Here is a 26,086-nt window from a genome sequence, read left to right as displayed (position 1 = left end):
TTCGACCATATTCACAAGACTTCTTGTATACCCCGGAAAATCAGGGCTTCTGTGTGTTCGCGCGGTTGCGTCGTGCCCGGCGGATCATCCAGATCACGAGGAACACGCCGCCGGCGATGACGAGCCAGGGGAGGAGGAAGCCGATGGTGACCACGAGCGCGTTCAACGACACGATCAGCCCGTTCCATCCGGCAAGGAGTCCGGCGCCGAACCCGTCCGGTTCCGGTGTCGTGGCGGAGGCCTCGGGAGCGAGCTGCACCTGCAGTGACGACATGGCCACCTGATCCTCCAGCGCGGCGAGCTGCTGCTCGTAGGATTCGAGCTGAGCCTGCCGATCCGTCAGCGCGATCTCGGCCTCGATCAGCTCGGATACGCTGCCCGACTGCGACATGAGCTCCGTGAGCCGGGTGACCGACGCGCGGGTCGCCTCCACCCTCGCCCGCAGGTCGATCGCCGTCGACGTCACGTCCTGCTTGGAGAGTGAGGACGACACGACCTCGCCGGTGTCACCGAGATCCTCGATGACGCTCGTGAGATCGGCGGACGGCACGCGGATGCTGATCCAGCCGTAATCGCCGGTCGGCTGCGCCGGGAGGCTCCCGTCCGTCGATGTCGCCGTCGGCTCGGCGGAGACATCGGTGCTCTCCACATACCCCCCACGTGCCTCGGCGAGTGCGGAGATCGCGTCGACGGCGCCTGCGATGTCGTCGACGCGCACGGTGGCCTGGGCGGACGCGATGATCTCGCGGTCTGCGCTGTCAGCCTCTGTGCCGACGATTGCGGACGATGATGCGTCGATGCTCTCCGGTACCGCCATGTCGGCACCGGAACGGTCGGACACGCCGATGACGCTTCCCCCTCCGTCTGCGGACGAGACGCCGACGGTGTTGAGAAGCGGCGGCGTGATGAGCACGCCCGCGACGAAGGCGGCGGCGATCCCGACAGCGGTGAGCCATCCGCGTCGTCTGCTCTTCTTTCCGGGCTGAGCCCGCTCAGGAGAACGCTCCCGCTCGATGTCGGCGAACACCGCGTGCTCGATGCGGTCGACGCTCTCCTGCGAAAGCTCTGGCAGCTCTGGCAGCTCGGTCGTGGATCCGGTCGTGGTCTGATCGTTCATGCGTCTCTCACTTCTTCATCGACAGCGCCTCGCAACTGCGTGCGCACCCGCGAGAGACGGTTCCGAACGACGCCATGGCTGATCCCGAGTTCGTCCGCCGCGGCCTGATAGGCGAATCCCTCCGTCGCGCACAGGCGGAAGATCTCCTGATCGAGTGCGCTCAGCGAGCCGATCTCAGCGGTGATACGCCCTGCCAGTGCCGCGGAGATGACCTGGTCCTCGACATTCACCGTATCGGCGAGCGTCTCGTCCGCAGCATCCGTCGTATGCGCCTGGTCCCGCCGTCGCTGGCGAAGGCGATTGGCCGCCTGGAAGCGGCAGATCGTCGCCAGCCACGGCAGGATCGACGCGCTGTGAAGCTGCAGTCCAGGGAGCTTCCGCCAGGCGACGACGAACGTCTCCTGCGTCACATCTTCGGCATCGGCCGCGGAGCCGAGGATTCCGTGGGCGATCCAGTAGACCGGGCGAACATGCGCGCGGTACAGCGAGCGGAAAGCACCCTCGTCGCCGGACGCGGCGCGCGACACCCGGTCCTGGTCTTCGGATCGTGCGTGGTCTTCGGCTGGCTCGGACATCCTGCTCCGTTCGGTGTCTCTCACCAGAAGAGTGTCAAGAGATGCCTCATCGTCTCAGAAACATCCGATTCCTCCGCGTGAACGACCGGCGACGGCTCAGGCGGAGGCGCTTGCAGCCGGTGGCTGTCGGCGCCTGGCGACCCCGGACATGACGTATGCTGGAGTCTCCAAGGGGAGTAATCCGGCACGGTCGGCTCGTCAGTACGGATGCATGTCGCATTCCGGGCCTTCGGTCCCTTTCACGGGATGGATAAGACCTTGGCGTTGATCACGCCACGTCTGGAGCACCCTTTTGAATATAACGCCGCTTGTCTGGGCGATCACGATCGCCGTCACGATCGCCTTCTTCGTCTACGAGTTCTTCGCGCACGTGCGCAAACCCCACGAGCCGACACTCGGGGAATCGGCACGCTGGTCGGCGTTCTACATCGGACTGGCCGTGCTGTTCGGCGTAGGCGTCGGCTTCACCTCCGGGTGGACATACGGAGGCGAGTACTTCGCCGGCTATCTCACTGAGAAAGCCCTCTCGATCGACAACCTCTTCGTGTTCCTCATCGTGATGACCGCGTTCGCGGTGCCGAAGAAGTTCCAGCAGAAGGTGCTGATGATCGGCATCGTCATCGCGCTCATCCTGCGCGGTGGCTTCATCGCGGTCGGAGCCGCTCTGATCGAGAATTTCTCCTGGGTGTTCTACCTGTTCGGTGCCCTCCTTCTCGTCCTCGCCTATCGTCAGGCGTTCGTGTCCGCTGACCACGACCCCTCTCAGGGCCGCTTCATGCGCTTCGTGCGGCGGCACCTCCCCATCACGGACGAGTACCACGGCGATCGGCTCACCGTTCGCATCGACGGCCGTCGATTCGTCACGCCGATGCTGCTGACGATCATCGCCATCGGCTTCATCGACCTCGTGTTCGCGGTGGACTCGATTCCGGCGATATACGGTCTGACCGAGGAGGCGTACATCGTCTTCACTGCCAACGCGTTCGCGCTCATGGGGCTGCGTCAGCTGTTCTTCCTCGTCGGAGGGCTCCTGGAGCGGCTGGTCTACCTCGCCCAGGGCCTCGCAGTCATCCTGGCGTTCATCGGCGTGAAGCTCGTCCTGCACGCGATGCACGTGAACGAACTGCCCTTCATCAACGGCGGCGAGCCGATGCTGTGGGCACCCGAGATCCCGATCTGGTTCTCGCTGCTCTTCATCGCCCTGACCATCGCCGTGGCGACGGCGGCGAGTCTGTTCAAGACCAGGAAGTCCGCGGTTTCGGAGAACGTCCGCTAGCATCGAATCCGCGAGAGGGAGTATCCCGAATCTCCGTGTTCGTCAGCACGAGCGACGACAGCGTCGCTCCGGACACGGGCCGCATATCCTGCGGGGGAGAGACTTTCGGCCTTTTCCCGACCCTCTCGAAAGGTGCTGAGCACCCTTGAACATCCCTGTGTGGTTCGAGATCACATCCCTTGTGGTCCTGACCGTCATCCTCATCGCCGACCTGCTTCTCATCCTGAAGCGTCCGCATATCCCCTCCACGAGGGAATCGAGCCTATGGGTCGCCTTCTACGTGACGCTCGCGCTGATCTTCGCTGCTGTGCTGTTCTTCGTCGGGGACGCGAAGACCTCGCTGGACTTCCTCACCGGTTGGGCGATGGAGTACAGCCTCTCCATCGACAACCTGTTCGTGTTCGTGCTGATCATGACGCAGTTCTCGGTGCCTCGTCGTTATCAGCAGGAGGCGCTGATGGTGGGAATCATCATCGCGCTGATCCTGCGGGCGGTGTTCATCCTCATCGTGGGCGCAGCGGTCGAGCATCTCAGCCCGATCTTCTACCTGTTCGGTGCCTTCCTCGTCTTCACCGCCATCCGCCAAGCCATGCCGGACAAGCATGAGGATGACCAGCAGACCGAGAACTTCATCATCCGGATGCTGCGCCGTGGAATCGACATCAGCGACGACTACGACGGGTCGAAGATCCGCACCGTCGTGAACGGCAAGAAGATCTGGACGCCGATGCTGATCGTCTTCGTCTCGCTCGGCGTGACCGACCTGATGTTCGCCGTCGACTCGATCCCCGCGATCTTCGGCGTCACCCAGGATCCGTTCATCGTCTTCACCGCGAACCTGTTCGCGCTGATGGGTCTGCGCCAGCTCTACTTCCTGCTCGGCGATCTGCTCGAGAAGCTCAAGTACCTGCACTACGGCGTCGCGTTCATCCTCGGCTTCATCGGCGTCAAGCTCATCCTGCACGCGATGCACGAGAACGAGTTGCCGTTCATCAACGGCGGCCACCCGATCGAGTGGGCGCCCGACATCAACAACTGGGTGTCGCTCGGAGTGATCTTCGCGTCGATGGCCGTCGCCACCGTGGCGAGCCTGATCTCGTCGTCGCGTGAGAAGAAGCGGATCGCGATCACCGAGTGACGCGCCGCGCGTCAGAACGCGCGCAGATTCTCCTGCAGTCCTCCGGCGGCATATTCCCGCCGGAGGATTCCGCGCCGCCGTAGCACTGGTACGAGCTCGTCGAGCGTGCGGTGCAGCGTCACCGGGTGGAAATCGCCCCACAGCAGCACGCCGTCGTTGCCCCACTCGCCCAGCTCCTCGATGAGGTCGGCGAACTCTTCGGCGGTGCCGACGAATCCGGTGCGGTCGGAGATCCGGCCGGCGCGGGCCAGGGCTGTGAGATGTGCACGCAATGGAGCCTCGGGTCCGCGATCTCCGAGCAGGCGTCGGATGCTGCCCTGTGAGACGTGCGCACCGAACACTGCGGGATCCAGAGGGCAGTCGAGATCGAGCGACGTGAGGTCTGTCTCCAGGTCGCTGGACTGCTTTCGGGCGATCTGCTGGAGGGCTGCGTCGTCCGGGTGTGCGGATGCTGCGACGATCCGCTCCGCCTCGTCCGCCGAACTGGTGATCACAGGCTGGATCGCGAACAGGATCTTGATGTCTGCAGGACGTCGCCCGGCGTCGACGGCCGCCTGATGGATCTTCGCGCGGTATGCCCGAACGGACGCTTCGTCCAGCGGAGCGAGAGCGAGTTGGACATCTGAATTGGCTCCGGCGAAGCCGAGGCCGCGGCCTGACCCGCCTGGCGAGACGATGGCCGGCTCGCCATCCGTGAACGGCAGAGCATTGAGTGGTCCGTCGAATGCGAAATGCTCGCCACGATGCCTTATGGCATGCAGCCGTGATCCATCGGCGTAGACGTCTGTTCCTGTGTCGGCGACCAGTGCGCCGTCTTCCCAGCTGCGCCAGAGCGAGCGGATGCCGTCCAGCCATTCCTCTGCCCTGTCATATGCGCCATCGTGGTCGAGCGTCGGCGCATCGGAGAAATGGCGTGCGCTTCCGGTGTCTGTCACGACGTTCAACCCCAGGCGATGTCCGCTGAGATGCTGCAGCGTCGAGAACTGGCGCGCGGCGGTGTAGGGGAGGAGCCCGGCCGGATTCACGGTGGGCACGATGCCCAGATGCCGCGTCGCCTGGAACAGATAGGGGGCCAGGAGCAGAGGATCGTGCTTGGGGCCGCCGAACGCGTGTCGCACCCGCAGGTCGATCGTCTCGGGGGATCCGAGGGAGGGAGCGTCCTCGATGATCACGAGGTCGAAGCCGGCCTGTTCGAGTGTGCGGGCTGCTTCCTGATAGATCTCCGGCCGCGTCCAGTCGTAGTCCCAGTCGAGGGACGCATAGCCCCACCCCTGGGGGCCGAACCCGCGTGCGAGGAACCAGCCGAAGTGCTGCGGCCTGGTCATGCGACCGCCTCGGTGGGTGCCGTCTCATCGAGCGTGAGGAGCACCTGCGCGAGATCACCGATGAGGTCTGCGACCTCCTCGATGCCGATGGACAGGCGCAGAGTGCCTGGATGGACGCCGAGCCGGCTCCGTTCCTCGACGGTGCGCAGCGCATGGCTTGTGGTCGCCGGATGCAGCACGAGAGACCGGACGTCTCCGATATGGGTCATATGGGTGAAAAGACGAACGCCCTCGACGAAGCCTCTGGCTGCGTCGAGTCCGCCGCGCAGTGTGAAGGTGAAGACAGAACCGAAGCCGTTCTGCAGATATCGTGCGGCGGTCGCGTGGTCCGGATGGCTGGGAAGCCCCGCGTAGTCCACTGACTCCACAGCATCCTGCGCTGCGAGCCAGCGGGCGACCTCCAGTGCGTTCTGCGACTGACGCTGCACGCGCAGACCGAGCGTCTCCGCACCCTGGCCGATGAGGAACGCGTTGAGCGGCGAGGGTGAAGCGCCGAAGCGCGGAGCCACCGATTCGCGCGCGTATGCGATGCGCGCATTGCCGCCGTGGCGAGCGGCGATACTGGGCAGACCGCCACGGCCTGGTAATACGAGATGAGGGGCGTTGTGCCCGGTGCGCGCCGCATCGAAGCGCCCGCTGTCGACGAGGACCCCGCCCAGCACGGAGCCGTGACCGGCGAGGAACTTCGATGCGGAGTGCACGACGATCGATGCACCGTGCTCCAGCGGGCGAACGAGATACGGAGTCGCCAGGGTGTTGTCCACGATCAGCGGTACGGCCGCGTCATCGGCGACCCGGCTCACCGCAGCGATGTCGAGCACGTCGTTTCGCGCGTTCGCGATCGACTCGGCGAAGAATGCGCGCGTGTTCGGGCGAACGGCTGCGCGCCAGGCATCCGGATCGGCGATGTCGTCGACGAAGGTCGCCTCGATGCCGAGCCGCGCGAGGTTGTCGAGCAGCAGTCCTCTGGTGCCCTCATAGATGTGCGCGGATGAGACGATGTGGTCGCCAGCGCCGGAGACCGTGAGGAGCGCGGTGGATACCGCGGCCTGCCCGCTCGCGACCATGACGGCATCAGCGCCGGACTCGAGTTCGGCGAGTTGACGCTCCACAGCGCGCACGGTGGGATTTCCGGTACGTGTGTATCCGAAGCCGGCACCGGTCCCGAAGTGCTCCGCCGCGTGGTCGAAGTCGTCGAACTCGAACCCCGCCGTGAGGTAGATCGGCGTGGCTCGCGCAGACGCCGTCTCGCGCACTCTGGCCGCATGCAGGGCGCGGGTGGTGAAATGGGCGGGCTCAGCGGACATGCGCTACCTCTCGATCAACCGGGTGCCTCGTAGCCTGTCACGGGGGACCGTCGACCTGTGAAGCGGTGGTAATCTGACGACATGCGGTGCGTGCTCCTTCTTAGCGGCCGCGACGAGTTCTCGTTCTGAGCCCCTCCTCGTCGCGGAGTCCTTTGCGGGCCTCATCGCCATCCTCAGGAGACATGACATGAACACCCCTGCAGTCGACACCGCATCCGCTCGCCCCCGTACGCTCGCCGAGAAGGTCTGGGATGACCATCTCGTCGTGAAGGGCGAGAACGGCGAGCCCGACCTGATCTACATCGACCTGCACCTGGTGCACGAGGTGACCAGCCCTCAGGCTTTCGACGGCCTGCGCGCCGAAGACAGGCCGCTGCGCAGGGTCGACCTGACGATCGCGACCGAGGACCACAACACGCCGACGCTCGAGATCGACAAGCCGATCGCCGATCTCACCAGCCGCACCCAGATCGAGACGCTTCGGCGCAACGCCGAGGAGTTCGGTGTCCGCATCCACTCCCTTGGCGACGCGGAGCAGGGCATCGTGCACGTGGTCGGACCACAGCTCGGCCTCACGATGCCGGGCATCACTGTCGTGTGCGGCGACTCGCACACCTCGACGCACGGCGCGTTCGGCGCCATGGCGTTCGGCATCGGCACCAGCGAGGTCGAGCATGTCATGGCGACGCAGACCCTGCCCCTGAAGCCGTTCAAGACGATGGCGATCACGGTCGAGGGCGACCTGAAGTCCGGTGTGAGCGCGAAGGACATCATCCTCGCCGTGATCGCGAAGATCGGCACCGGCGGCGGGCAGGGCTACGTGCTCGAGTTCCGTGGTAGCGCGATCCGCGCCCTCTCGATGGAGGGGCGGATGACGATCTGCAACATGTCGATCGAGGCCGGAGCCCGTGCCGGCATGGTCGCACCCGATGAGACGACCTTCGCCTACGTCAAGGACAAGCCGCACGCTCCGCAGGGAGAGGACTGGGAAGACGCTGTGGCCTACTGGCGCACGCTCCCCACCGACGACGGCGCGACGTTCGACGCGGAGGTGCTGATCGATGCGAACGAGCTCGAGCCGTTCGTGACCTGGGGCACGAACCCCGGCCAGGGCAGCTCCCTCTCCTCGTCGGTGCCGAACCCTGCCGACATCGCGGATCCCAACGAGCGCGTCGCCGCCGAGCGCGCGCTGCAGTACATGGATCTCACACCAGGAACGCCTCTCAAGGAGGTGCCGGTGGATGCCGTCTTCATGGGGTCGTGCACGAACAGCCGCATCGAGGATCTGCGGGCGTTCGCTTCCGTCATCAAGGGACGCAAGAAGGCCGACGGCGTGCGCGTCATGGTCGTCCCCGGCTCTGCTCGCGTGCGCCTGGAGGCCGAGGCCGAGGGCATCGATCAGATCGTCAAGGACTTCGGTGCTGAGTGGCGTTTCGCGGGGTGCTCGATGTGCCTCGGCATGAACCCGGATCAGCTGTCGCCGGGGGAGCGCTGCGCATCGACGTCGAACCGCAACTTCGAGGGGCGTCAGGGCAAGGGTGGCCGCACCCACCTCGTCTCGCCACTGGTCGCCGCAGCGACGGCCGTGCGCGGCACACTGTCGAGCCCGAGCGACCTGGAACCCGCGCGAGAGCTGGTAGGAGCCTGATCATGGAGAAGTTCACCACCCAGACCGGCATCGCGGCCCCGCTGAAACGCTCGAACGTCGACACCGACCAGATCATCCCCGCCGTGTTCCTGAAGCGGGTGACGAAGACCGGCTTCGAGGACGCGCTCTTCCACGCCTGGCGTCAGGACCCGGAGTTCGTGCTGAACCAGCCTGCTTTCCAGGGCGCCTCCGTGTTGGTGGCCGGCCCGGATTTCGGCACTGGATCCAGCCGGGAGCACGCGGTGTGGGCGCTGAGAGATTTCGGTTTCAAGGTCATACTGAGCACACGTTTCGGTGACATCTTCCGCGGCAACTCCGGCAAGCAGGGACTGCTCGCAGCGACCATCTCGGAACCGGATCTCGAGCGGATCTGGGCCGAGATCGACGCGAATCCGGGCGTCGAGATCACGGTGGATCTCGAGGCGCGCACCGCCGCTGTCGGCGACCTCCGAGCCGCCATCGAGATCGACGATTACACTAGATGGCGGCTCCTCGAAGGGCTCGATGACATCGGGCTCACGCTGCGCAACGAAGACAAGATCGCGCAGTTCGAGGCCCGCCGCGAGTCGTGGCGGCCACGTACGCTCCCTGTTCGCTGACATACAGTCCGCTGGCACCGAGCACACCGTGAGCCTGGAGCATCCGCTCCGGCGGCTGGCGCCGCGTCCATGACCATGAAGTGAGGCTCCTCGAATGACGACAACCGTGCGCGCTGACCTTCCAGAGGGAGTTCCTGCTTTGACCGGAGACGTGCTGGCAATCCGAGGTGGAAGGCCGCTGCGCGGCCGTGTCGATGTGAAGGGGGCGAAGAACCTCGCCACGAAGGCGATGGTCGCATCCCTCCTCGGCGAGGACACCAGCATCCTGCGCGACGTGCCCGGCATCAGCGATGTCGCCGTCGTGCGCTCGCTGCTCGAAGTGCACGGCGTCCGCGTCAGTGAAGGCGACGAGGTCGGCTCGCTGGTCTTCGACCCCAGTGACGTGGAATCCGCGCACATGGAGGAGATCGACGCTCACGCCGGTGCCTCGCGCATTCCGATCCTGTTCTGCGGACCTCTGCTGCATCGCCTCGGCCAGGCGTTCATCCCCGATCTCGGCGGCTGCCGCATCGGCGACCGCCCGATCGACTTCCACCTCGACGCGCTCCGCAAGTTCGGTGCGGTCGTCGAGAAGCTGCCCAGCGGCATCCGCCTGTCCACGCAGGGTGGCCGCCTGCACGGCGCGAACATCCATCTGCCGTACCCGAGTGTGGGTGCCACCGAGCAGGTGCTGTTGACCGCCGTGCGCGCCGAGGGCACGACAGAGCTGCGCAACGCGGCCATCGAGCCCGAGATCATGGACCTGATCGCCGTGCTGCAGAAGATGGGCGCGATCATCTCCTACGAGCCGAACCGTGTGATCCTCATCGAGGGCGTGGAGACGCTGCGCGGCTACGACCACCGCTCGATCTTCGACCGCAACGAGGCCGCGTCCTGGGCGTCTGCCGCACTCGCAACCGACGGCGAGATCTTCGTCGGCGGCGCCAAGCAGCAGGAGATGCTCACCTTCCTCAACGTGTTCCGCAAGGCGGGTGGCTGGTTCGACGTGAAGGAGGACGGCATCCTCTTCCGTCGCGGTGGCGAGCTTCAGCCGGTCGTCATCGAGACCGACGTGCACCCCGGCTTCATGACGGACTGGCAGCAGCCCCTCATCGTCGCGCTCACGCAGGCGGAGGGCCGCTCGATCGTCCACGAGACGGTCTACGAGAACCGCTTCGGCTTCACGGATGCACTGGTCAAGATGGGCGCCGACATCGTCGTTCACCCGCACGGGCTGCAGAACGGGCCGCGTCGCGTGCCGCGTCGGGAGCTCGAGCAGGCAGCGGTCATCACCGGGCCGACGCCACTGCACTCCGCCGACATCGTCGTCCCCGATCTTCGCGGTGGATACAGCCACGTGATCGCCGCGCTCACGGCGGAGGGCCAGTCGCAGGTATCCGGTGTCGACATTCTCAGCCGCGGATACGAGAAGTTCCTGGCCAAGCTCGACGCCCTCGGCGCCGACTTCGACGTCGTCCGGTGACGCCGATGGGCTCCCGGTCATCCGAGAAGTCCCGCCCGAGCCCGTTCTGGCCGCTCGCGGCGATCGTGGTGCCCGCTGTCGGATACCTCGCCAAGATCGAGATCCGCAACAAGGAGAAGCTGCCAGCCGAGGGCGCCTTCGTGCTCGCGCCGAACCACTACTCGGAGTTCGATCCGCTCATCGTCGCAGCGGCGGTGTGGCGGCTGGGGCGCGCGCCCCGCTTCATGGCGAAGGAGAGCCTGTTCCGAGTTCCGGTTCTCGGCTGGCTCATGCGCAAGACCGGGATGGTACCGGTCGCTCGCGCGACGTCCGCGGCCGCGGCGAAGCAGACGATCATGCAATCGCGGGCTCTCGTGGAGAACCAGCGCGGCGTGATCGTCTATCCAGAAGGCACCCTCACCCGCGACCCCGAGCTCTGGCCGATGCGGGGGAAGTCCGGCGCCGTGCGCCTCGCGCTCGCGGGTGACATCCCGCTCATTCCGGTGGCGCAGTGGGGTACGCAGCACATCATGGGTCGCTATCAGAAGGGGCTGAGCCTCTGGCCGCCGCGCAAGCGCGTGCAGGTGCTGATCGGTGATCCTGTCGACATCTCAGACCTGACCGGTCGAGCCGGCGAGCAGTCGGCGCTCAACGAGGCCACCAATCGGCTGATGAACGCGATCACGGCACTGCTCGAGGAGCTGCGCGACGAGAAGGCCTCCGCGACCCGCTGGAACCCGTCCGATCACGGGCAGAAGGAGACCGGTCGCCTTGACTCGTAAGAGCTCTTCGTCCGCAGGTCCGCGCGTCACCGTGATCGGATCCGGCAGCTGGGGGACCACCTTCGGCAAGATCCTCGCCGACGGCGGCGCCCAGGTCACCATGTGGGCCCGCCGGCCTGAGCAGGCTCTCGAGATCGCCGAGGGCAAGCGCAACTCGAAGTACCTCCCCGGCATCAATCTCCCGCGCACCATGACGGCCACGCACGATCTGTCGACGGCGCTTGCCGGCGCGGATCAGGTCTACCTGTCCGTGCCGAGCCAGTCGCTGCGAGAGAACCTCAAGGCGCTGCGTCCGCTGCTCGACGGTCGGGAGCTGCCCATCATCAGCCTGATGAAGGGTGTCGAGCGCTCGAGCGGCCTGCGCATGAGCCAGGTGATCGAGCAGGAGCTGCGCTGCGACCCCGCGCAGATCGCCGTCGCTTCGGGACCGAACCTCGCGCTCGAGATCGCGCGCGAACAGCCCACCGCCGCCGTGATCGCCTCGCTCAGCCAGGAGACGGCAGAGACGGTCGCCCGTGCGGCCCGCAATTCCTACTTCCGCACGTTCGTGAACACCGACGTGATCGGCACCGAGTTCGGCGGCGTGCTGAAGAACCTGATCGCCGTGGCGATCGGCATCGTCGACGGCGTCGGCTACGGAGAGAACACGAAGGCCTCGATCATCACCCGCGGTCTGGTCGAGATGACCGACTTCGCCGTGGCGAACGGCGCACAGCCCGAGACGCTGCAGGGTCTTGCCGGTCTCGGTGACCTGATCGCAACATGCCAGTCGCCGCTGAGCCGCAACAACACCGCGGGCAGGCTGCTCGGCCAGGGGTACAGCTACCAGGACGTCGTCAAGCAGATGAACCAGACCGCAGAGGGTCTGGCATCCGTCGCTCCGATCCTGCAACTGGCCCGTGATTCCGGTGTGCACATGCCCATCGTCGAGCAGGTGAAGATGGTGCTCGACGGGACGATGAATCCGCGTGACATCGCGCCTCACCTGACGACTGACGACGACACTCCCCAGGAGGAGAGAACCAATCATGGACAAGCAGACGGTGGTGGTGCTCTTCGGAGGGCGTTCCAGCGAGCATTCCATCAGTTCCGCGACGGCGGGCGGAGTGCTGCGCGCGATTGATCGCGAGCGCTACGACGTGATCCCCGTGGGGATCACACGTGAGGGCGCGTTCGTCCTGGAGGAGGACCGCCCGGACAAGTTCGCGCTGGATGCCGCGCACCTCCCGGAGGTAGATGACAACGGCACGCGCGTGCTGTGGCCAGAGCCAGGTGGAGACCGGACTCTGCGGGTCACTCGGGCCGACGGCTCGGTCACGGGCCTGGGTGAGATCGACGTGGTGCTGCCGCTCCTTCACGGGCTGCACGGCGAAGACGGCGCGATACAGGGGTTCTTCGATGTGCTCGAGGTGCCGTACGCGGGCTGCGGAATCCTCGACTCGGCGATCTGCCTCGACAAGCACTTCACGAAGCTCGCGCTGTCCGCCGCCGGCATTGCCGTGTCGCCAGGCATCACGATCCGCCGTGCGCAGTGGGAGGCTGACGCCCCACTGCTTCGTGACGACATCGCAGCTCTCGGCCCGGTCGTGTTCGTCAAGCCCGCCAGCGCAGGATCGAGCGTCGGGGTTTCGCGAGTCGTCGACGGCGACGGGCTGGACGAGGCGATGCGCATCGCCTTCGCCGAGGACGAGAAGGTGCTCGTGGAGTCGAAGGTCGACGGTCGCGAGATCGAGGTCGGCGTGCTCGCCGGTCGTGCTGGCGAGGGGGCACGGGCATCGCTTCCTGGCGAAGTGGTCCTCACATCGCGCAGCTTCTACGACTTCGAGGGAAAGTACCTCGGCGGCGACGGCGTGGACATCGTGTGCCCTGCAGATGTCGACGATGAGCTCATCGAGCGACTGCGCGAAGTCTCTCTGCGCGCATTCGAGGCGGTCGACGGCAAGGGCCTGGCGCGGGTGGACTTCTTCGTCACGCCCGACGGCGAACTCGTCGTCAACGAGCTCAACACGATGCCGGGCTTCACGCCGATCTCGATGTTTCCGAAGTGCTGGGTCGCATCGGGACTGAGCTACAGCGACCTCATCACCGAACTCGTCGAAGTCGGCATGCAGCGCTGAGACTCGGCGGCGTTGGCTCAGTGACGTTGACTCAGCGGCGTTGAGGATCAGCCGAGTTCCAGGAGCTCCTGTGCGTCTTCGTCGAGTTCATCCGGTGCGGTGCATTTCCCGTCGGCGGGGATCGCGGTGATCGCCCCGACGAGCGTACGAGTGCTGATCACATCGTTCGAGCTGACCGCTCCGGTATCGATGTACAGCTGAACGGCCGGGTCGCGGCCGTAGGTGGTCAGTCGCAGGAACGGCGTCTCCGACGCGTCGACGAGCCAGTCGACGCCCTCGAGCGTCACGCACTGCAGTTCGCTCGTCGGAGCGGGGACGGCGACGCCGCATCTCAGGATGATCGCGGATGCCGCGCCTTCGTCGCCCCACGCGCCTGTCGCCTGCGCATCCGTCCAACGACGATCCTTGTCGGCGAGGCTCCCGACGTTCTGCAGCCCCACGGAGACCTCGGCGCACAGCGGGTTGTTCGCGTCGTCTGCAGGCTCGAGGTGCACCGTGGTCGAGCACCCGCCGAGGAGGGCCGCTCCGAGCAGGACGACGGCGGCTGCGGCAAGACGACGAGACATGATTCCAGGCTACCTTTGACACCATGCCCTCCCGTTCAGCAGACGACGATCCGCGCCTCGGGGACGTGTCGGAAGGCACTATCCTGCGCGCCATCCTCGCTCGCACCTCTTCCTCCTCGCACACGATCCTCGGACCGGGTGACGATGCTGCGGTGATCAGCACGCCTTCGGGCTCGGTCGTCGCGACGACCGACACGCTGGTGCACGGACCGGATTTCCGACTCGCCTGGTCGAGCGGCTACGACCTCGGGTGGAAGTCTGCGGCCGTGAACCTGGCCGACATCGCCGCCATGGGAGCACGCCCGACCGCTCTGCTCGTGGCACTGGCTGTCCCACGCGATCTGCGCCTTTCGTTCGTGGAACGGCTCGCCGACGGATTTCGAGAAGCGTGCGAAGCGCTCGCGCCCGGATGCGCTGTCGTCGGGGGAGATCTGACGGTGTCCGATGTGCTCACGATCGCCGTCACCGCGCTCGGCGACCTCGAGGGCCGGGAAGCCGTCACCAGGGCCGGTGCGCGCCCTGGCGATGTCGTCGCAGTGGCCGGTGAGCTCGGGCACGCCGCGCACGGGCTCGCCGTGCTCTTCGGTCGATTCCGTGACGGCGACACCCCGGTGGCCGTCGACCCCGCTCGACTCGAGACCGGCGAACGCGCGGCACTGGCCGCGCAGCTGCGCCCCGCACCGCCGATCGGGCTCGGGGTGATGGCATCCGTCTCCGGTGCGACCTCGATGATGGACATCTCGGACGGCCTCGCCCTGGACGCCGGGCGTCTCGCCACCGCATCCGACGTCACTCTGGACCTCTCCCGAGCATCACTCGGCGAGAATCCGGAACGGGCGCTTGCCGGTGGTGAGGATCACGCCCTGCTCGCCACCTTCCCGCCCGACGTCCTGCCGTCCGGCTTCCGCGTCATCGGCACTGTGCGTGCGCGTGGCACGGACGGTGTGCTGGTCGACGGCGCGCCGGTCTCGATCGAGGGCTGGGATCCTTACCGCGACTGGGATTCGGCTGCCGGCTGAGCCCACCAGAGCGCCGTGTCTCCGTACGCCTTCTCGCGGAACACCTCGAGTCCGGCTGCGCCGACGTCGGGTGGCGTCGAACGGCGGGCGCGCTCGATGACCACCACCGCGTCGTCGGAAAGCAGTGGGGCCAGAGCGATCAGATCGGCGGTCATCGCCTGATCGTCCAAGTCGTAGGGCGGATCGGTGAAGACCAGGTCGTACGGACCGGTCGCGCGGCGGAGGAAGGCGATGACCGTGCCTTCATGCACGCGCGCCGTGGCATCGGTCAACGACCGGGAGACCGTGCCGATGTTGCGGCGCACGATGGCGGCTGCCGGTCGGGAGCGCTCGACGAGATCCACGCTCGCGGCGCCTCGACTCAGCGCTTCGAGACCCAGTGCGCCGGAGCCGGCATACAGGTCGAGCACTCTGGAGCCGACGATGACGTCCGAGGACTCCAGGGCGCCGAAGAGGGATTCGCGGACGCGATCGCTGGTAGGGCGGGTGCCGCTGCCCGGCACGTCCAGGCGCAGTCCGCGTGCCTGTCCGGCGATGATCCTCGTCACCTGAACAGCCTATGGCTGTCTGCGGTGTTCTCTAGACTTCAGACATGGCCTTCTCCCTCGACACGAGTCTCGCCGAGGCGATCGGCCCGGCTTCGGCGAAGAAGGTCGAGCGGGCGTTCGGCATGACGACGGTCGGGGAGATGCTCGGGCATTATCCGCGCCGTTACGCGGACCCAGCCGAACTCACGCCCATCCGCGACCTGCCAGTGGGGGAGACGGTGACGATCGTCGCCGAGGTGCTCTCGTCGTCTGCGCGTGAGATGCGCAATCGCAACGGTGCCATGACCGACGTGATCATCGGTGATGAGCACGGTCGTGTCTCGCTGACGTTCTTCGCGAAGAACCTCCAGCAGGCGCGGTGGCGTGCGAACGAGATGCGTCCAGGCCGGCGCGGTGTGTTCTCCGGCAAAGTCGGCATGTACAACGACACCACCCAGTTCGCTCATCCGCAGGTCGAGCTCTTCGACGACGAGGAGAGCGCTCAGGCCCGCGCCGATGATCGTGCGCACCGGCCGATCCCGATCTATCCGGCGACATCGGCGGTCTCCAGTCAGCAGTTCCGCGAACTGGTCGAGAAGGTGCTGCCCGATGTCGGCGACGTGCCTGATCCGCTGCCCGATGAGATCCGGGTGCGCGAGGGGCTGCTCGACGCGCGTACGGCTCTGGTGCAGCTACACCGGCCGCAGGCTCGTAACGACGTCGACCCAGCGGTTCGTACTCTTCGCATGCACGAGGCGCTCGTGCTGCAGACCGCTCTTCTGCAGCAGCGTGCCGCCGTGCGTGCGCTGCATGCCACACCGCGCCAGGCGAAGCCGGGAGGGCTGCTCGAGCGCTTCGACGCCACGCTGCCGTACACCCTCACCGCCGACCAGCAGACGGTCGGCGATCAGATCGCGACCGACCTCACCGGGGCATGGCCGATGAACCGGCTGGTGCAGGGCGAGGTCGGTTCAGGAAAGACGCTCGTCGCTCTTCGCGCCATGCTGCAGGTAGCCGAGTCCGGGGGACAGGCCGCGCTGATCGCGCCGACCGAGGTGCTCGCATCCCAGCATCTGCGATCGATCACGAAGATGCTCGGGCCCGATCTCGCACCCCTGCTCATGCCCACGCTGCTCACGGGGCAGATGTCGGCACCGGCGCGCCGCAAGGCCGCGCTGCGCGTCGCGGCCGGTCGGGCGCTCATCGTCGTTGGCACGCACGCGCTGCTGGGAGAGAAGACGACCTTCGCCGATCTCGGCCTCGTCGTCGTGGATGAGCAGCACCGCTTCGGTGTCGAGCAGCGTGAGGCACTGCGCGCGAAGGGCTCCAGCCCGCACGCACTCGTGCTCACGGCGACGCCGATTCCCCGCACCGTGGCGATGACCGTGTTCGGCGACCTCGACACGTCAGTCATCCGCACCATGCCCGCAGGCCGCGCCGGTATCGAGTCTTTCGTCGCGCCGCTGGCGGAGCACCCGGACTGGTTCCGTCGCGTGTGGGACAGGGCGGCGGAGGAGATCGCGCAGAAACGGCAGGTGTTCGCCGTGTGCGCGGCGATCGACACGACGAAGAAGGCGGCCGGCGAGGAGGATCAGGCCGCGCTCGTCCCCACGGAGGAGGGCGCCACAGGCCCGCGTTGGGGCGTCGTGCAGCTGGACGCCGCTCTCGAGACGCATCCGACCGTCGGCACGCTCCGACGTGCTGTGCTGCACGGGAAGATGCCGTCGGAGACGAAGGATGCCGTGATGCAGGCCTTCGCGCGCGGCGAGATCGACCTGCTGATCGCGACCACCGTGATCGAGGTCGGCGTCGATGTTCCGAACGCCTCAACGATGATCGTGCTCGATGCCGACCGGTTCGGCGTCTCTCAACTGCACCAGCTGCGTGGGCGAGTCGGGCGAGGAGAGGTTCCAGGGCTGTGCCTGCTCGTCACCGAGGCGGAAGTAGGGTCGCTGGCCCGCGAGCGCGTCGATGCGGTGGCAGCGACTCTCGACGGCTTCGCCCTCGCGGAGGTCGATCTCGAGCTGCGCGGGGAGGGCGACGTGCTCGGCTCGACGCAGTCGGGGGTGAGGTCATCGCTCAAGCTGCTGCGGGTGGTCAAGGACTCGAAGCTGATCGCACGCGCGCGGGAGCTGGCGGAGGGCATCCTCGACGCCGACCCGCAGCTCGCGGCGCACGCAGGTCTTCGCGAGGTGATCGCCAGACGCGTGACAGAGGACGACAGGGCCGCTCTCGCGAAGAACTGAAATCGCGGCGTGCCATAGGCTGGTGGCATGCGATGCATTGAGCGATCGAAGGAGTCGAAATGAGCAGCCGGATCGCCGTCGTCCCAGGTTCATTCGACCCGCCCACCCTCGGTCACCTCGATGTGATCCGCCGGGCGGCGAAGCTGTACGACGAGCTGCACGTTCTGATCGTGCACAACCCCGGCAAAGAGGCGATGCTGCCGATCTCCCAGCGGCTCTCACTGCTCGAGCAGTCCATCGCGGAAGACGGCATGGGTGGCAATATCGTCATCGGATCGTGGAGCATGGGGCTTCTGGTCGACTACGCCCGCGACGTCGGTGCCGGGGTGCTCGTGAAGGGCATCCGCTCGCAGATCGACGTGGCCTACGAATCTCCGATGGCGATCGTGAACCGCCACCTCGCCGACATCGAGACGGTGTTCCTGCTGCCAGATCCGTCGCACGCGATGGTCTCGAGTTCGCTCGTGCGCCAGGTCGCAGGTCTGGGCGGCGACATCACGCCGTTCGTCCCCCGCGCCGTCGCCGCACTTCTCGACACCGGCGCACGCGGACTCTGACGCGCGGCCCCGTTCTCAGCATCCGCGGGTAGCATGAAAGCGTGAAGACCCGACTCAACGGCCCATTCGTGGTGCCCGTACGCGACATCGTCCGACACCCCGGCGAGATGCGGGAGCACCAGTTCTCGGTCACCCTGAAGGAGCAGTGGGGTGAAGGCATCGTCTCCTACGAAGCCGGCTCCGAGATCGACATCGACGTGCGTCTCGAGTCGGTCCACGAGGGCATTCTCGCGTCCGGAACAGTGGATGCCGAGTACAAGGGCGTCTGCGGAAGATGCCTGAAAGACATCGCTGAGCCTGTCGAAGTCGAGTTCCAGGAGCTTTTCGCGTATCCTGGTGATGAAGAAACTGACTTCGAGGTTCAAGACGACCACGTGGATCTTGAAACTCTTGTCAGGGAAGCGGCAGTATTGTCACTTCCATTTCAGCCGGTGTGTCAGCCGGATTGCCCGGGGCTCGACCCGAACACGGGTGAGCGACTGACCGAAAGCACCGGGGCGGAGACAGACGCTCCCATCGATCCTCGGTGGAGTGCGCTCCAACAGATCACAGACCAGGGGAACGCGGCAGAGAGCCGTGGGCCCGAGAATACAGAAGAGAGTTAGCCATGGCTGGTAACCCCCCGAAGCGCAAGGTATCCCGTTCCAACACCCGCTCGCGTCGCGCGCAGTGGAAGGCAGCGCCCATCGCGCTCGTCAAGACCATCGAGAACGGCAAGACCGTCTACAGCCGCCCGCACCAGGCGAAGGTCGTCACCGACTCGCAGGGTACCGAGCTGTTCATGGAGTACAAGGGCCGCAAGGTCGCTGACGTCTGAATCACGTTCTCGCGATCGTGACAGGGGTCCCAGGGGGGACGGCACCTCTCGCCGAGAAGCTCAGGGTCGATATCGACCCTGAGCTGCTTGCGTTGGCGTTGACCCATCGCTCGTATGCGTACGAGCATGGGGCGATCCCGCATAACGAGCGGCTCGAATTCCTCGGTGATTCGGTGCTGGGACAGGCCGTGACGGTCATGCTGTTCACGACGCACCCGACTCTCGACGAAGGTCAGCTCGCCAAGCGGCGGGCGAGCGTGGTCTCCACGGTCGCCCTCGCAGAGGTCGCCCGTGGCATCGGCCTTGGGGAGCATCTTCTTCTCGGCCGGGGCGAGGAGCAGACCGGCGGCCGCGACAAGGATTCGATCCTCGCCGACACCATGGAGGCCGTCTTCGGCGCCACCTACCTCTCGGCAGGACCCGAGGCTGCGACTGAACTGGTGCTGAGGCTCACGGAGCCGCTACTCGACGATCCTGAGCGGTACGGCGCGGCGATGGATCCCAAGACGAGCCTGCAGGAGCTCGCCGCACGCCTCGGCGCGACGCCGCCGAGCTATTCGGTGACCTCCAGCGGGCCCGATCACGACCGACGGTTCATCGCCACTGTGCAGGTGGGCGACGTGAGCATGAACGGCGACGGCACCAGCAAGAAGACCGCCGAGATGGCTGCTGCGCTCAGCGCCTGGCGATTCCTCAGCGAGAGTGCCTGAGCTTCCTGAAGTCGAGGTCGTGCGCGCCGGCCTCGCACCCGCCGTCATCGGCGCCACGATCGTCAGCGCGTCGGTGTTCGACGAACGTGCGCTGACGCGGCATCCTGCCGGCGCCGCAGACTTCGTCGCGAGGCTCGAGGGCGCGATCGTCTCAGGTGCCTCGCGTCGGGGCAAGTTCCTCTGGCTGCCGCTCGGCGGCTCGGCGGCGCTGACGGCGCACCTCGGGATGAGCGGGCAGCTTCTGCTGCGCACTCCGGATGCACCGGCCGAGCGCCACGAGCGCGTCCGCATCGGCATCCGGCATCCGCGCCACGGCGAACTCGCCGTCGTGTTCGCCGACCAGCGCACCTTCGGATCGCTCGCCGTCGATGCACTCGTCGCCGACGGGACGGATCTGATCCCTTCGCAGGTGCAGCACATCGCCAGAGACCCGATGGATCCCGAGTTCGATGACGTGGTGTTCATCGCCGCCGTGCGTCGGCGCGCGAGCGCGATCAAGCGCATCCTCCTCGATCAGACGCTCATCAGCGGGGTCGGCAACATCTATGCCGATGAGGCGCTGTGGGCCGCCCGCATCCATCCGGAATCCCACGGCCGCGCGCTGTCGGTCCAGGCCGTGCGCCGACTTCTCTCCGAGGTCCGTCTGGTGCTGGAGAAGGCGCTGGCCGAGGGCGGCACGAGCTTCGACGCGCAATACGTCAACGTCAACGGTCAGGCCGGTTACTTCGCCCACTCGCTCAACGCCTACGGCCGGGGCGGGCAGCCCTGCCCGCGCTGCGGCGGCGAGATCGTGCGCGAGGCATTCATGAATCGTTCGAGCCACTACTGCCCGCGGTGCCAGCGTCGCTCGCGTAGCGTGTACGGATGAAGTGGATCCTCTACGACATCGGCGGCGTCATCGAGATCGTCGACGATCACTCCTGGCCGGCCGAGCTGCGAGCCATGTGGAGCGCGCGATCCGGGTTGACCCCCGAGGAGTATGACGCGAAGCTGTCCGCCGCTGATCTGCCGGACACCACCCTCAACGAGGACGTCCTGGAAGAGTATTGGCGCGGCGTCGCCGAAGCGCTGAGCCTCGACGATGCGGCGATCGAGTCGATGCGGGTGGAACTGTGGGACGCCTACTGCGGTGAGGAGAACTCCGAGCTGCTCGACCATGCCCGGTCTCTGCGCGGCCGCTGCGGCCTGGCGATCCTCTCGAACTCCGGAGACGGAGCGCGCGAGGAGGAAGAGCGCCGCTTCGGGCTCTCCGCCGTCTTCGACCCGATCTGCTACAGCCACGAGCAGGGCGTGCTCAAGCCCGACGCTCGTGCATTCGAGCGGGCGCTCGAGCGGATGAAGACCACCGCCGACCGGGTGTTGTTCATCGACGACAACGCTCCGAATATCGACGCGGCCGAAGCCCTCGGCATCCGCGCCGTGCTGCACTGCGACAACACAGCGACCATCGACGCGATCGAGAGGTTCCTCGCGGACTGAACCCTGGCATCCTCAGGCGGGCTGAAACGCCGTGCTCAGCAGGGGCCGCGTCACGCGCACTCCCAGCCAGACGAGGGCGATCCCCAGCGCTACCACCGCGGCGATCGTCACGAGCGACAGCGGCGCGACGACCACTGCGATGCCGACGAGCGGGAACACCAGCGCGGCCGCGCACAGCGCAGAGCCGACAGCAGTGAGCAGCAGCGGGGACATGATGGCGCGGGTGCGCGCGGCATCGACGGTCTCCACCGGCACTCCGAGGAAATGCAGGCTGCGATGCAGTTCGCGCTGATCCAGGATGCTGGACGCCTGGTTCACTCCGATCGAGACGGCGACCATCAGGAACGAGGCCACCAGCGTGATGATGAGGCCGGTGCGGATGTCGACGGCCAACGTCAGATTCTCCGTCGATTCCGTCGCGCTCATCGTGTTCATGAGGGCGACGCCCGTTCCGGCGAACACAGCCATGAAACTCGCCATCGCGATGCCGCTCACCTGGCGCCATGCGGCCTTGGGGGACTCGAGCACCAGACGCGCGGAGAGCAGTCGTGACGGATGCTCGGCACGGCGCAGGCCGCGCTGAGCGTGGACCTTCAACGCCCACGGGCCGACGAGGTTCAGCACTGCGAGAGCCACGGCGAACATCCCGGCGAGCACAGCGATCGTCATGACGAGACCCGCCGTACCGGGGAAGACCTGTACGAATACGAACGCGCCGGCGATGACGAGCCCGGCCAGTACAGCGCGCACCCAATGCACTCGTGGCACGGATGTGCGCATGCGTACGCCCAAGGGTGAGATGACGACCTGCCGGAGGCCGACGACGGCGCTGATGCCGGCGAGCAGGACGACACCGGCGCCGACCGCCAGAATGCTGATCGGCGGGAGCAGGATCGCCGCTGCCCCGAGGATCTCACCTCGGAACGGGATGAGGCCGACCAGCGGAACCAGTGCGAGGTAGCCGAGCACGCCGACGAGGGATCCGACGGCGGCGACGATCGTCGATTCGAGCACAGTCGCGCCGGTGACACCGGCGGGAGAGACCCCGAGCAGCCGCAACGTCGACAATCGTTCGTCACGTCTTCTCGCCGAGAGTCGCGCGGCTGCGCCGCCGAGAGTGGCCAGCGGCACGACCAGCAGCACGAGTGCGATCGCGGCGAGCGCCTGATAGAGCCCGGCATCCGGGTCTGTCCAGCTCCAGAACTTCTGCGCGCCGCCGACCACGGTGAGTACGAGCGCCGTCACCATCGCGAACGCGGTGGCGGGCAGCGCCAGCGTGCTGCCCTGCCCGGGCGCAGGCCGCAGCAGGAGTGCGAGCACGCGGGCGTTCATGCGGTCACCCCCGTGTTGACGGTCTCTGTGCCGATGACATGGCCATCACGCACGTGCACCGTGCGTGAGCACCGTGCGGCGACCTCGCTGTCGTGGGTGACGACGAGCAACGTCCGGCCCTGACCGGTCGTCGACCACAGCAGCGCATCCATCACGTCATTCGAGGTCTGAGAGTCGAGCGCTCCGGTGGGCTCGTCTGCGAACACGAGTTCTGCGCCGGTGACCTGAGCGCGGGCGATGGCGACACGTTGCGCCTGCCCGCCGGAAAGCTCCCCGATGCGGCGCTCCTCCATCCCTGCGAGGCCGAGCGACGCCATCCAGCCCGCTGCGTGTTCGAGCGCGACGCGACGGGACGTGCCGTTGATCATGAGCGCGAGCGCGATGTTCTCGATCGCGGTGAGCTCCGGGATGAGCAATCCCTGCTGGAAGACGAAGCCGAACGTCTCTCGGCGAAGCTTGGATCGCTCGCGTTCGTTCCTCGTGGTGATGTCGACGGGCGCGCCATGCGCTGGGGCGTAGTGCACGCTCCCGGCGTCAGGCGCGGTGATGCCGGCGAGTACGTGCAGGAGCGTCGTCTTGCCCGAACCGGACGCACCCATGATGGCGACGGATTCACCGCGCCCGACGATCAGATCGACCCCGGCAAGGGCCGTGGTGGTACCGAACGTCTTGGTCAGCGACTGAGCATGGAGGACGGGAGTGTTCATGTCTCAAGCCTCGCCGACGTCGTCGCGGCTGTCGTCGGCCTGTGGGAGGAACTGGGTCGGCGGAAGATACATCTGGGGGATGATCCTCAGCCGACCCGGCTGCTCAGGCGAGCTTCTTCTGCCAGCCGCCGGCAAACGAGGCCGGAACGAAGCCGATGGCCTCGTTGATGTCGAGCATCGGGCGGTTCTCCTCCGCATTGAAGGTCGAGATCCTCGGCGAATCAGGAGCGATCTCGCGCCAGCGCAGCAGATTCGCGCACTTCACGATCGTGCCGAGCCGCTTACCACGGTGCTCCTTCACCACGAGGGTGCCGAACTGATGGGTGACGCCGGTGCGGTCCGATCCGATCACCAGTTCGTTGAACGCCACCAGCCTTCCGGTCGAGACATGCTCGACGGCTGCGACGGAGAGCAGCTGGCCGCCGTCGGCGATGTTCTTGTCGTGGCGTACGACGCGATCGGCGTCCCACACCTCCGCGTCGATGTCGAGATCCCCGCTGGGCACGTCGGTGGCCATCCTCGAGATCACGTCGGCGTATCCGGCGCGCAGATGCTCCGGCGTCGGCAGGGTCCACGACACGACGCGGTAGTCGTCGCCTGCGAATGCCGTGGCCGCGCGCAGCTTCTCCTCGGCCAGCGTCAGCGGTCCATCCAGCGGGAGGATGCTGTTGCGCTCCACTTGCTCGAGCACGTAGTCGTTCGCGGTGAGGAGGTCGCTCAAGGCTGTGGCGGCGACTGACCCCCACCCCGTGGCGGGGGTCAGCATCCGTTCGTTCGACGTGGCCGGATGCAGGGTCCACGACTGCACGCTCGTGCGGCCGAGGTCGCGTGCAACCCGTTCGACGCGTTCCAGGAGAGCCTGTTCCACTCCCACGCCCCAGCATGCGGACTCCACCATGATTCCCATCTCCGCCGAGGTCGCCTCCGCGTCGTTGGCAGTGGACAGATAGGCGGCGCCGACGATGTCACCGTCTCGGTGTGCGATGAATCCGCGCTGGCTTCGATCCGTCTGATCGCGCCATGATGGCAGCATCTCCTCGGCCGTCTCGGCGAGATCGTCGATGCCGGCATCCTCCTCGGCCTGTCGGTTGCCGATCGCCACCATCGCGTGGAATCCGGCGGCGTCGGGAGAATCGAGTCGCTCGGGCACGACGAGGTCGGTGATCGTGATCTCGCTCATGTCAGTTCCTTCTTCCAGACGCCCTCGTAGGCGATCGGGATGAATCCGATCGCCTCGTTGATGTCGAGCATGGGGCGGTTCTCTTCCGCGTTGTAGGTGATCACGCCTGGTGATGGCGGATGCTGCTCATGCCAGCCGAGCAGCCCTGCTGCCTTCACGAGCATTCCGAGCCGATGGCCGCGATGATCGGCGAGCACGAGCGTGTCGTACTGATGCGTGACGTCGCTCGGGTCCGACCGGCGGATCGCGAGTTCGTTGAAGGCACAGAGCTCGCCGGTGGTGATGTGCTGCGCGGCAGTCACCTGCAACGCGAATCCCTTCGCAGCCTGTCGTCGTTCGAGTTCTCGCACGCGGTCGGCATCCCAGATCTCCTCCGGAATGCCCAGATCCGCATCAGGAACATCCGTCGACATGCGCGATTTCATCCATGCGTAGCCGTCGACGTATTCGACGGGCGTCGGGAGCATCCACTGGACGACGCGATACTCCCGAGCGTGAGACTGCGCGGTTTCGAGCGCGTTCTCGAGAACAGATGTCGAATCGCCGTCCCACGTCAGCGTGCTCGCGCGCTCGATCTGCTCGAGGACGAAGCCGTGGCGTTCCAGGAATCGTGCTGCCCCGTCACGGGGAATGGTGCCGAAGCCGGTGGGAGCGGCAAGAACGTCGTCGGCGCCTGCGCGATGCTCAACCCAGCAGAGGAGTGCTCGTGCGCCTGCCGCGCGCGTCTCGGATTCCAGGTGGCGCAGGGCCGCGGTACCGATGCCGCGCCCGCTGTGCGCGTGCAGAAGCGCAATGACGCCGATCGCGGTGTCGGCGTCGGCGTCCTGCAGCATGTCCACGGCCATGCAGCCGACCATCTCGCCGAACTCCTCGATGTACCACTGCCGCTTCTGCGATGCGCGTGAGCTGTACAGCACCGGCAGCAGCTCCTCAGCGGTGAGGACATCATCGTCACGGCCCGTCGTCTCACGTATGGACGTATTGCGCACTTCCGCGTAGGTGCGGATCGCATCGGACGGCACCGCATCCGCCCGTGCGGGAAGCACGAGCGGATGCAGCGTCGCGGTATCTGTCAGTCGGATGTTCATGTCGTTTCTCCTGGTGTGCTGATCGAGATCAGCGCAGATGACGCTGCATCTGGTAGGCGAGCATCGTCAGAGACTCACGCTCGGTGGCGTGCTTGGTCTCGAACATCCGCATGACTTCTTCGTTGGTCATCGTGCGGGTTGTCGCCCTGCGCGGACGCTGGGTCCTCAGCAGCAGCCAGAGGCCGAGGCGGAGGGAGAGCCGGTCCGAGAGCGCGAGCTCGGTCCGGTCGGACGGCAGCCTGACTTCGAGGGTCTCCTGGTCCTCGGGACATGGTGGGTGGGCAGTGCTGCGAAGCAGCGTGTTGTTACTCACGAGAGGTCTCGTTTCCTGTCGATTTCCTGTGGGGTGTCCGCCGACGTCGATGCGTCGGGGGCGCGAGAGGCGAGCGGTCTCGGAAGGGGAGACGTCGCCGGGGAAGGCAGAGGTCGAGAACATCGACCGATGCGTGACGGCGGTGCATGACCGACGTGTCAGCGGCGGGAACCGGCGGAGAAGGCCCACTCGGGGCCCGTGATCTCAGGCTGCGGTTCTA

27 protein-coding genes are annotated in these 26,086 nt (G+C 66.5%); 16 read left to right on the top strand and 11 right to left on the bottom strand.

What is annotated here, in order from left to right:
• Nucleotides 1-40: 40 nt before the first annotated feature.
• The gene (locus IEV67_RS11635; RefSeq protein WP_188436726.1) at nt 41-1,117 is read right to left on the bottom strand and encodes a DUF4349 domain-containing protein; all 1,077 of its coding nucleotides are present in this window, start codon (nt 1,115-1,117) and stop codon (nt 41-43) included.
• Nucleotides 1,114-1,692: an RNA polymerase sigma factor gene (locus IEV67_RS11630; RefSeq protein WP_188436725.1), complete on the bottom strand. Its 579-nt coding sequence runs from the start codon at nt 1,690-1,692 to the stop codon at nt 1,114-1,116. Before IEV67_RS11630 ends, IEV67_RS11635 begins: the two co-directional genes overlap by 4 nt.
• A 292-nt stretch (nt 1,693-1,984) precedes the next feature.
• Here IEV67_RS11630 and IEV67_RS11625 point away from each other — a divergent pair, with 292 nt between their 5' ends.
• Entirely contained in the window at nt 1,985-2,968 is a 984-nt protein-coding gene (locus IEV67_RS11625; protein WP_188436724.1) for a TerC family protein, read from the top strand.
• A 145-nt stretch (nt 2,969-3,113) separates the two neighbouring features.
• Nucleotides 3,114-4,106, top strand: coding sequence for a TerC/Alx family metal homeostasis membrane protein (locus IEV67_RS11620; RefSeq protein ID WP_188436723.1), 993 nt, complete (start codon nt 3,114-3,116; stop codon nt 4,104-4,106).
• 11 nt (nt 4,107-4,117) lie between these two features.
• Here the strand turns inward: IEV67_RS11620 and IEV67_RS11615 are convergent, their stop codons facing one another.
• Nucleotides 4,118-5,431 carry an LLM class flavin-dependent oxidoreductase gene (locus IEV67_RS11615; protein ID WP_188436722.1) on the bottom strand — a complete coding sequence of 438 codons (1,314 nt, stop codon included), beginning with the start codon at nt 5,429-5,431 and terminating at the stop codon, nt 4,118-4,120.
• A complete protein-coding gene (locus IEV67_RS11610; protein ID WP_188436721.1) occupies nt 5,428-6,738 on the bottom strand; it encodes an O-acetylhomoserine aminocarboxypropyltransferase/cysteine synthase family protein in 1,311 nt (436 codons plus the stop codon). The genes IEV67_RS11615 and IEV67_RS11610 overlap by 4 nt, the downstream gene beginning before the upstream one ends.
• 187 nt (nt 6,739-6,925) lie before the next feature.
• Between IEV67_RS11610 and leuC the strand changes: the two genes are divergently transcribed.
• The 6 genes from leuC (at nt 6,926) to IEV67_RS11580 (ending at nt 13,325) form a co-directional block, all read left to right on the top strand.
• Nucleotides 6,926-8,386, top strand: a complete 1,461-nt coding sequence (gene leuC, locus IEV67_RS11605; RefSeq protein ID WP_188436720.1) for a 3-isopropylmalate dehydratase large subunit — start codon at nt 6,926-6,928, stop codon at nt 8,384-8,386.
• 2 nt (nt 8,387-8,388) lie between these two features.
• Nucleotides 8,389-8,985 (top strand): 3-isopropylmalate dehydratase small subunit, encoded by a 597-nt coding sequence (gene leuD, locus IEV67_RS11600; protein WP_188436719.1) that lies wholly within the window; start codon nt 8,389-8,391, stop codon nt 8,983-8,985.
• A 94-nt stretch (nt 8,986-9,079) separates the two neighbouring features.
• Nucleotides 9,080-10,447, top strand: coding sequence for a UDP-N-acetylglucosamine 1-carboxyvinyltransferase (gene murA, locus IEV67_RS11595; protein WP_188436718.1), 1,368 nt, complete (start codon nt 9,080-9,082; stop codon nt 10,445-10,447).
• 5 nt (nt 10,448-10,452) lie between these two features.
• Entirely contained in the window at nt 10,453-11,208 is a 756-nt protein-coding gene (locus IEV67_RS11590) for a lysophospholipid acyltransferase family protein (protein ID WP_188436717.1), read from the top strand.
• Complete coding sequence (locus IEV67_RS11585; protein WP_188436716.1) at nt 11,198-12,331, top strand: NAD(P)H-dependent glycerol-3-phosphate dehydrogenase; 1,134 nt, start codon at nt 11,198-11,200, stop codon at nt 12,329-12,331. Before IEV67_RS11590 ends, IEV67_RS11585 begins: the two co-directional genes overlap by 11 nt.
• Nucleotides 12,237-13,325 (top strand): D-alanine--D-alanine ligase family protein, encoded by a 1,089-nt coding sequence (locus tag IEV67_RS11580; RefSeq protein ID WP_188436715.1) that lies wholly within the window; start codon nt 12,237-12,239, stop codon nt 13,323-13,325. Before IEV67_RS11585 ends, IEV67_RS11580 begins: the two co-directional genes overlap by 95 nt.
• 47 nt (nt 13,326-13,372) lie before the next feature.
• On the opposite strand, the gene IEV67_RS11575 is transcribed toward IEV67_RS11580, so the two are convergent.
• Nucleotides 13,373-13,891, bottom strand: coding sequence for a DUF3515 family protein (locus IEV67_RS11575; protein ID WP_188436714.1), 519 nt, complete (start codon nt 13,889-13,891; stop codon nt 13,373-13,375).
• Between the two features lie 23 nt (nt 13,892-13,914).
• Here IEV67_RS11575 and thiL point away from each other — a divergent pair, with 23 nt between their 5' ends.
• Nucleotides 13,915-14,910, top strand: coding sequence for a thiamine-phosphate kinase (gene thiL, locus IEV67_RS11570; RefSeq protein WP_188436713.1), 996 nt, complete (start codon nt 13,915-13,917; stop codon nt 14,908-14,910).
• On the opposite strand, the gene rsmD is transcribed toward thiL, so the two are convergent.
• Nucleotides 14,880-15,458, bottom strand: coding sequence for a 16S rRNA (guanine(966)-N(2))-methyltransferase RsmD (gene rsmD / locus IEV67_RS11565; protein ID WP_188436712.1), 579 nt, complete (start codon nt 15,456-15,458; stop codon nt 14,880-14,882). The genes thiL and rsmD overlap by 31 nt on opposite strands.
• A 44-nt stretch (nt 15,459-15,502) precedes the next feature.
• Between rsmD and IEV67_RS11560 the strand changes: the two genes are divergently transcribed.
• The 7 genes from IEV67_RS11560 to IEV67_RS11530 all read left to right on the top strand — a co-directional run bounded on the left by IEV67_RS11560 (nt 15,503) and on the right by IEV67_RS11530 (nt 21,246).
• Nucleotides 15,503-17,683, top strand: coding sequence for an ATP-dependent DNA helicase RecG (locus tag IEV67_RS11560; RefSeq protein WP_188436711.1), 2,181 nt, complete (start codon nt 15,503-15,505; stop codon nt 17,681-17,683).
• 59 nt (nt 17,684-17,742) lie between these two features.
• Nucleotides 17,743-18,240, top strand: a complete 498-nt coding sequence (coaD, locus tag IEV67_RS11555; protein WP_188436710.1) for a pantetheine-phosphate adenylyltransferase — start codon at nt 17,743-17,745, stop codon at nt 18,238-18,240.
• A gap of 107 nt (nt 18,241-18,347) precedes the next feature.
• Nucleotides 18,348-18,845 (top strand): YceD family protein, encoded by a 498-nt coding sequence (locus IEV67_RS11550; RefSeq protein ID WP_188436889.1) that lies wholly within the window; start codon nt 18,348-18,350, stop codon nt 18,843-18,845.
• A gap of 2 nt (nt 18,846-18,847) precedes the next feature.
• A complete protein-coding gene (gene rpmF, locus IEV67_RS11545) occupies nt 18,848-19,057 on the top strand; it encodes a 50S ribosomal protein L32 (RefSeq protein WP_188436709.1) in 210 nt (69 codons plus the stop codon).
• 17 nt (nt 19,058-19,074) lie between these two features.
• Nucleotides 19,075-19,767 carry a ribonuclease III gene (gene rnc, locus IEV67_RS11540; protein ID WP_188436708.1) on the top strand — a complete coding sequence of 231 codons (693 nt, stop codon included), beginning with the start codon at nt 19,075-19,077 and terminating at the stop codon, nt 19,765-19,767.
• On the top strand, nt 19,760-20,635 hold the full coding sequence (gene mutM, locus IEV67_RS11535) for a bifunctional DNA-formamidopyrimidine glycosylase/DNA-(apurinic or apyrimidinic site) lyase (RefSeq protein ID WP_188436707.1): 876 nt from the start codon (nt 19,760-19,762) through the stop codon (nt 20,633-20,635). Before rnc ends, mutM begins: the two co-directional genes overlap by 8 nt.
• Nucleotides 20,632-21,246, top strand: a complete 615-nt coding sequence (locus IEV67_RS11530) for an HAD family hydrolase (protein ID WP_188436706.1) — start codon at nt 20,632-20,634, stop codon at nt 21,244-21,246. The genes mutM and IEV67_RS11530 overlap by 4 nt, the downstream gene beginning before the upstream one ends.
• 12 nt (nt 21,247-21,258) lie before the next feature.
• Here IEV67_RS11530 and IEV67_RS11525 read toward each other — a convergent pair whose 3' ends face one another.
• The 5 genes from IEV67_RS11525 to IEV67_RS11505 form a co-directional block, all read right to left on the bottom strand.
• Entirely contained in the window at nt 21,259-22,578 is a 1,320-nt protein-coding gene (locus tag IEV67_RS11525; RefSeq protein ID WP_188436705.1) for an FtsX-like permease family protein, read from the bottom strand.
• Nucleotides 22,575-23,285: an ABC transporter ATP-binding protein gene (locus IEV67_RS11520; RefSeq protein ID WP_188436704.1), complete on the bottom strand. Its 711-nt coding sequence runs from the start codon at nt 23,283-23,285 to the stop codon at nt 22,575-22,577. The genes IEV67_RS11525 and IEV67_RS11520 overlap by 4 nt, the downstream gene beginning before the upstream one ends.
• A gap of 103 nt (nt 23,286-23,388) precedes the next feature.
• The gene (locus IEV67_RS11515) at nt 23,389-24,465 is read right to left on the bottom strand and encodes a GNAT family N-acetyltransferase (protein WP_188436703.1); all 1,077 of its coding nucleotides are present in this window, start codon (nt 24,463-24,465) and stop codon (nt 23,389-23,391) included.
• Entirely contained in the window at nt 24,462-25,553 is a 1,092-nt protein-coding gene (locus IEV67_RS11510; protein WP_188436702.1) for a GNAT family N-acetyltransferase, read from the bottom strand. The genes IEV67_RS11515 and IEV67_RS11510 overlap by 4 nt, the downstream gene beginning before the upstream one ends.
• Before the next feature lie 28 nt (nt 25,554-25,581).
• Nucleotides 25,582-25,866 carry a hypothetical protein gene (locus IEV67_RS11505; protein WP_033104535.1) on the bottom strand — a complete coding sequence of 95 codons (285 nt, stop codon included), beginning with the start codon at nt 25,864-25,866 and terminating at the stop codon, nt 25,582-25,584.
• Nucleotides 25,867-26,086 lie beyond the last annotated feature (220 nt).

Source organism: Microbacterium murale, from assembly GCF_014635185.1.
GTDB classification, from domain to species: domain Bacteria; phylum Actinomycetota; class Actinomycetes; order Actinomycetales; family Microbacteriaceae; genus Microbacterium; species Microbacterium murale.
This window is presented reverse-complemented; position numbering and strand designations above follow the sequence as displayed.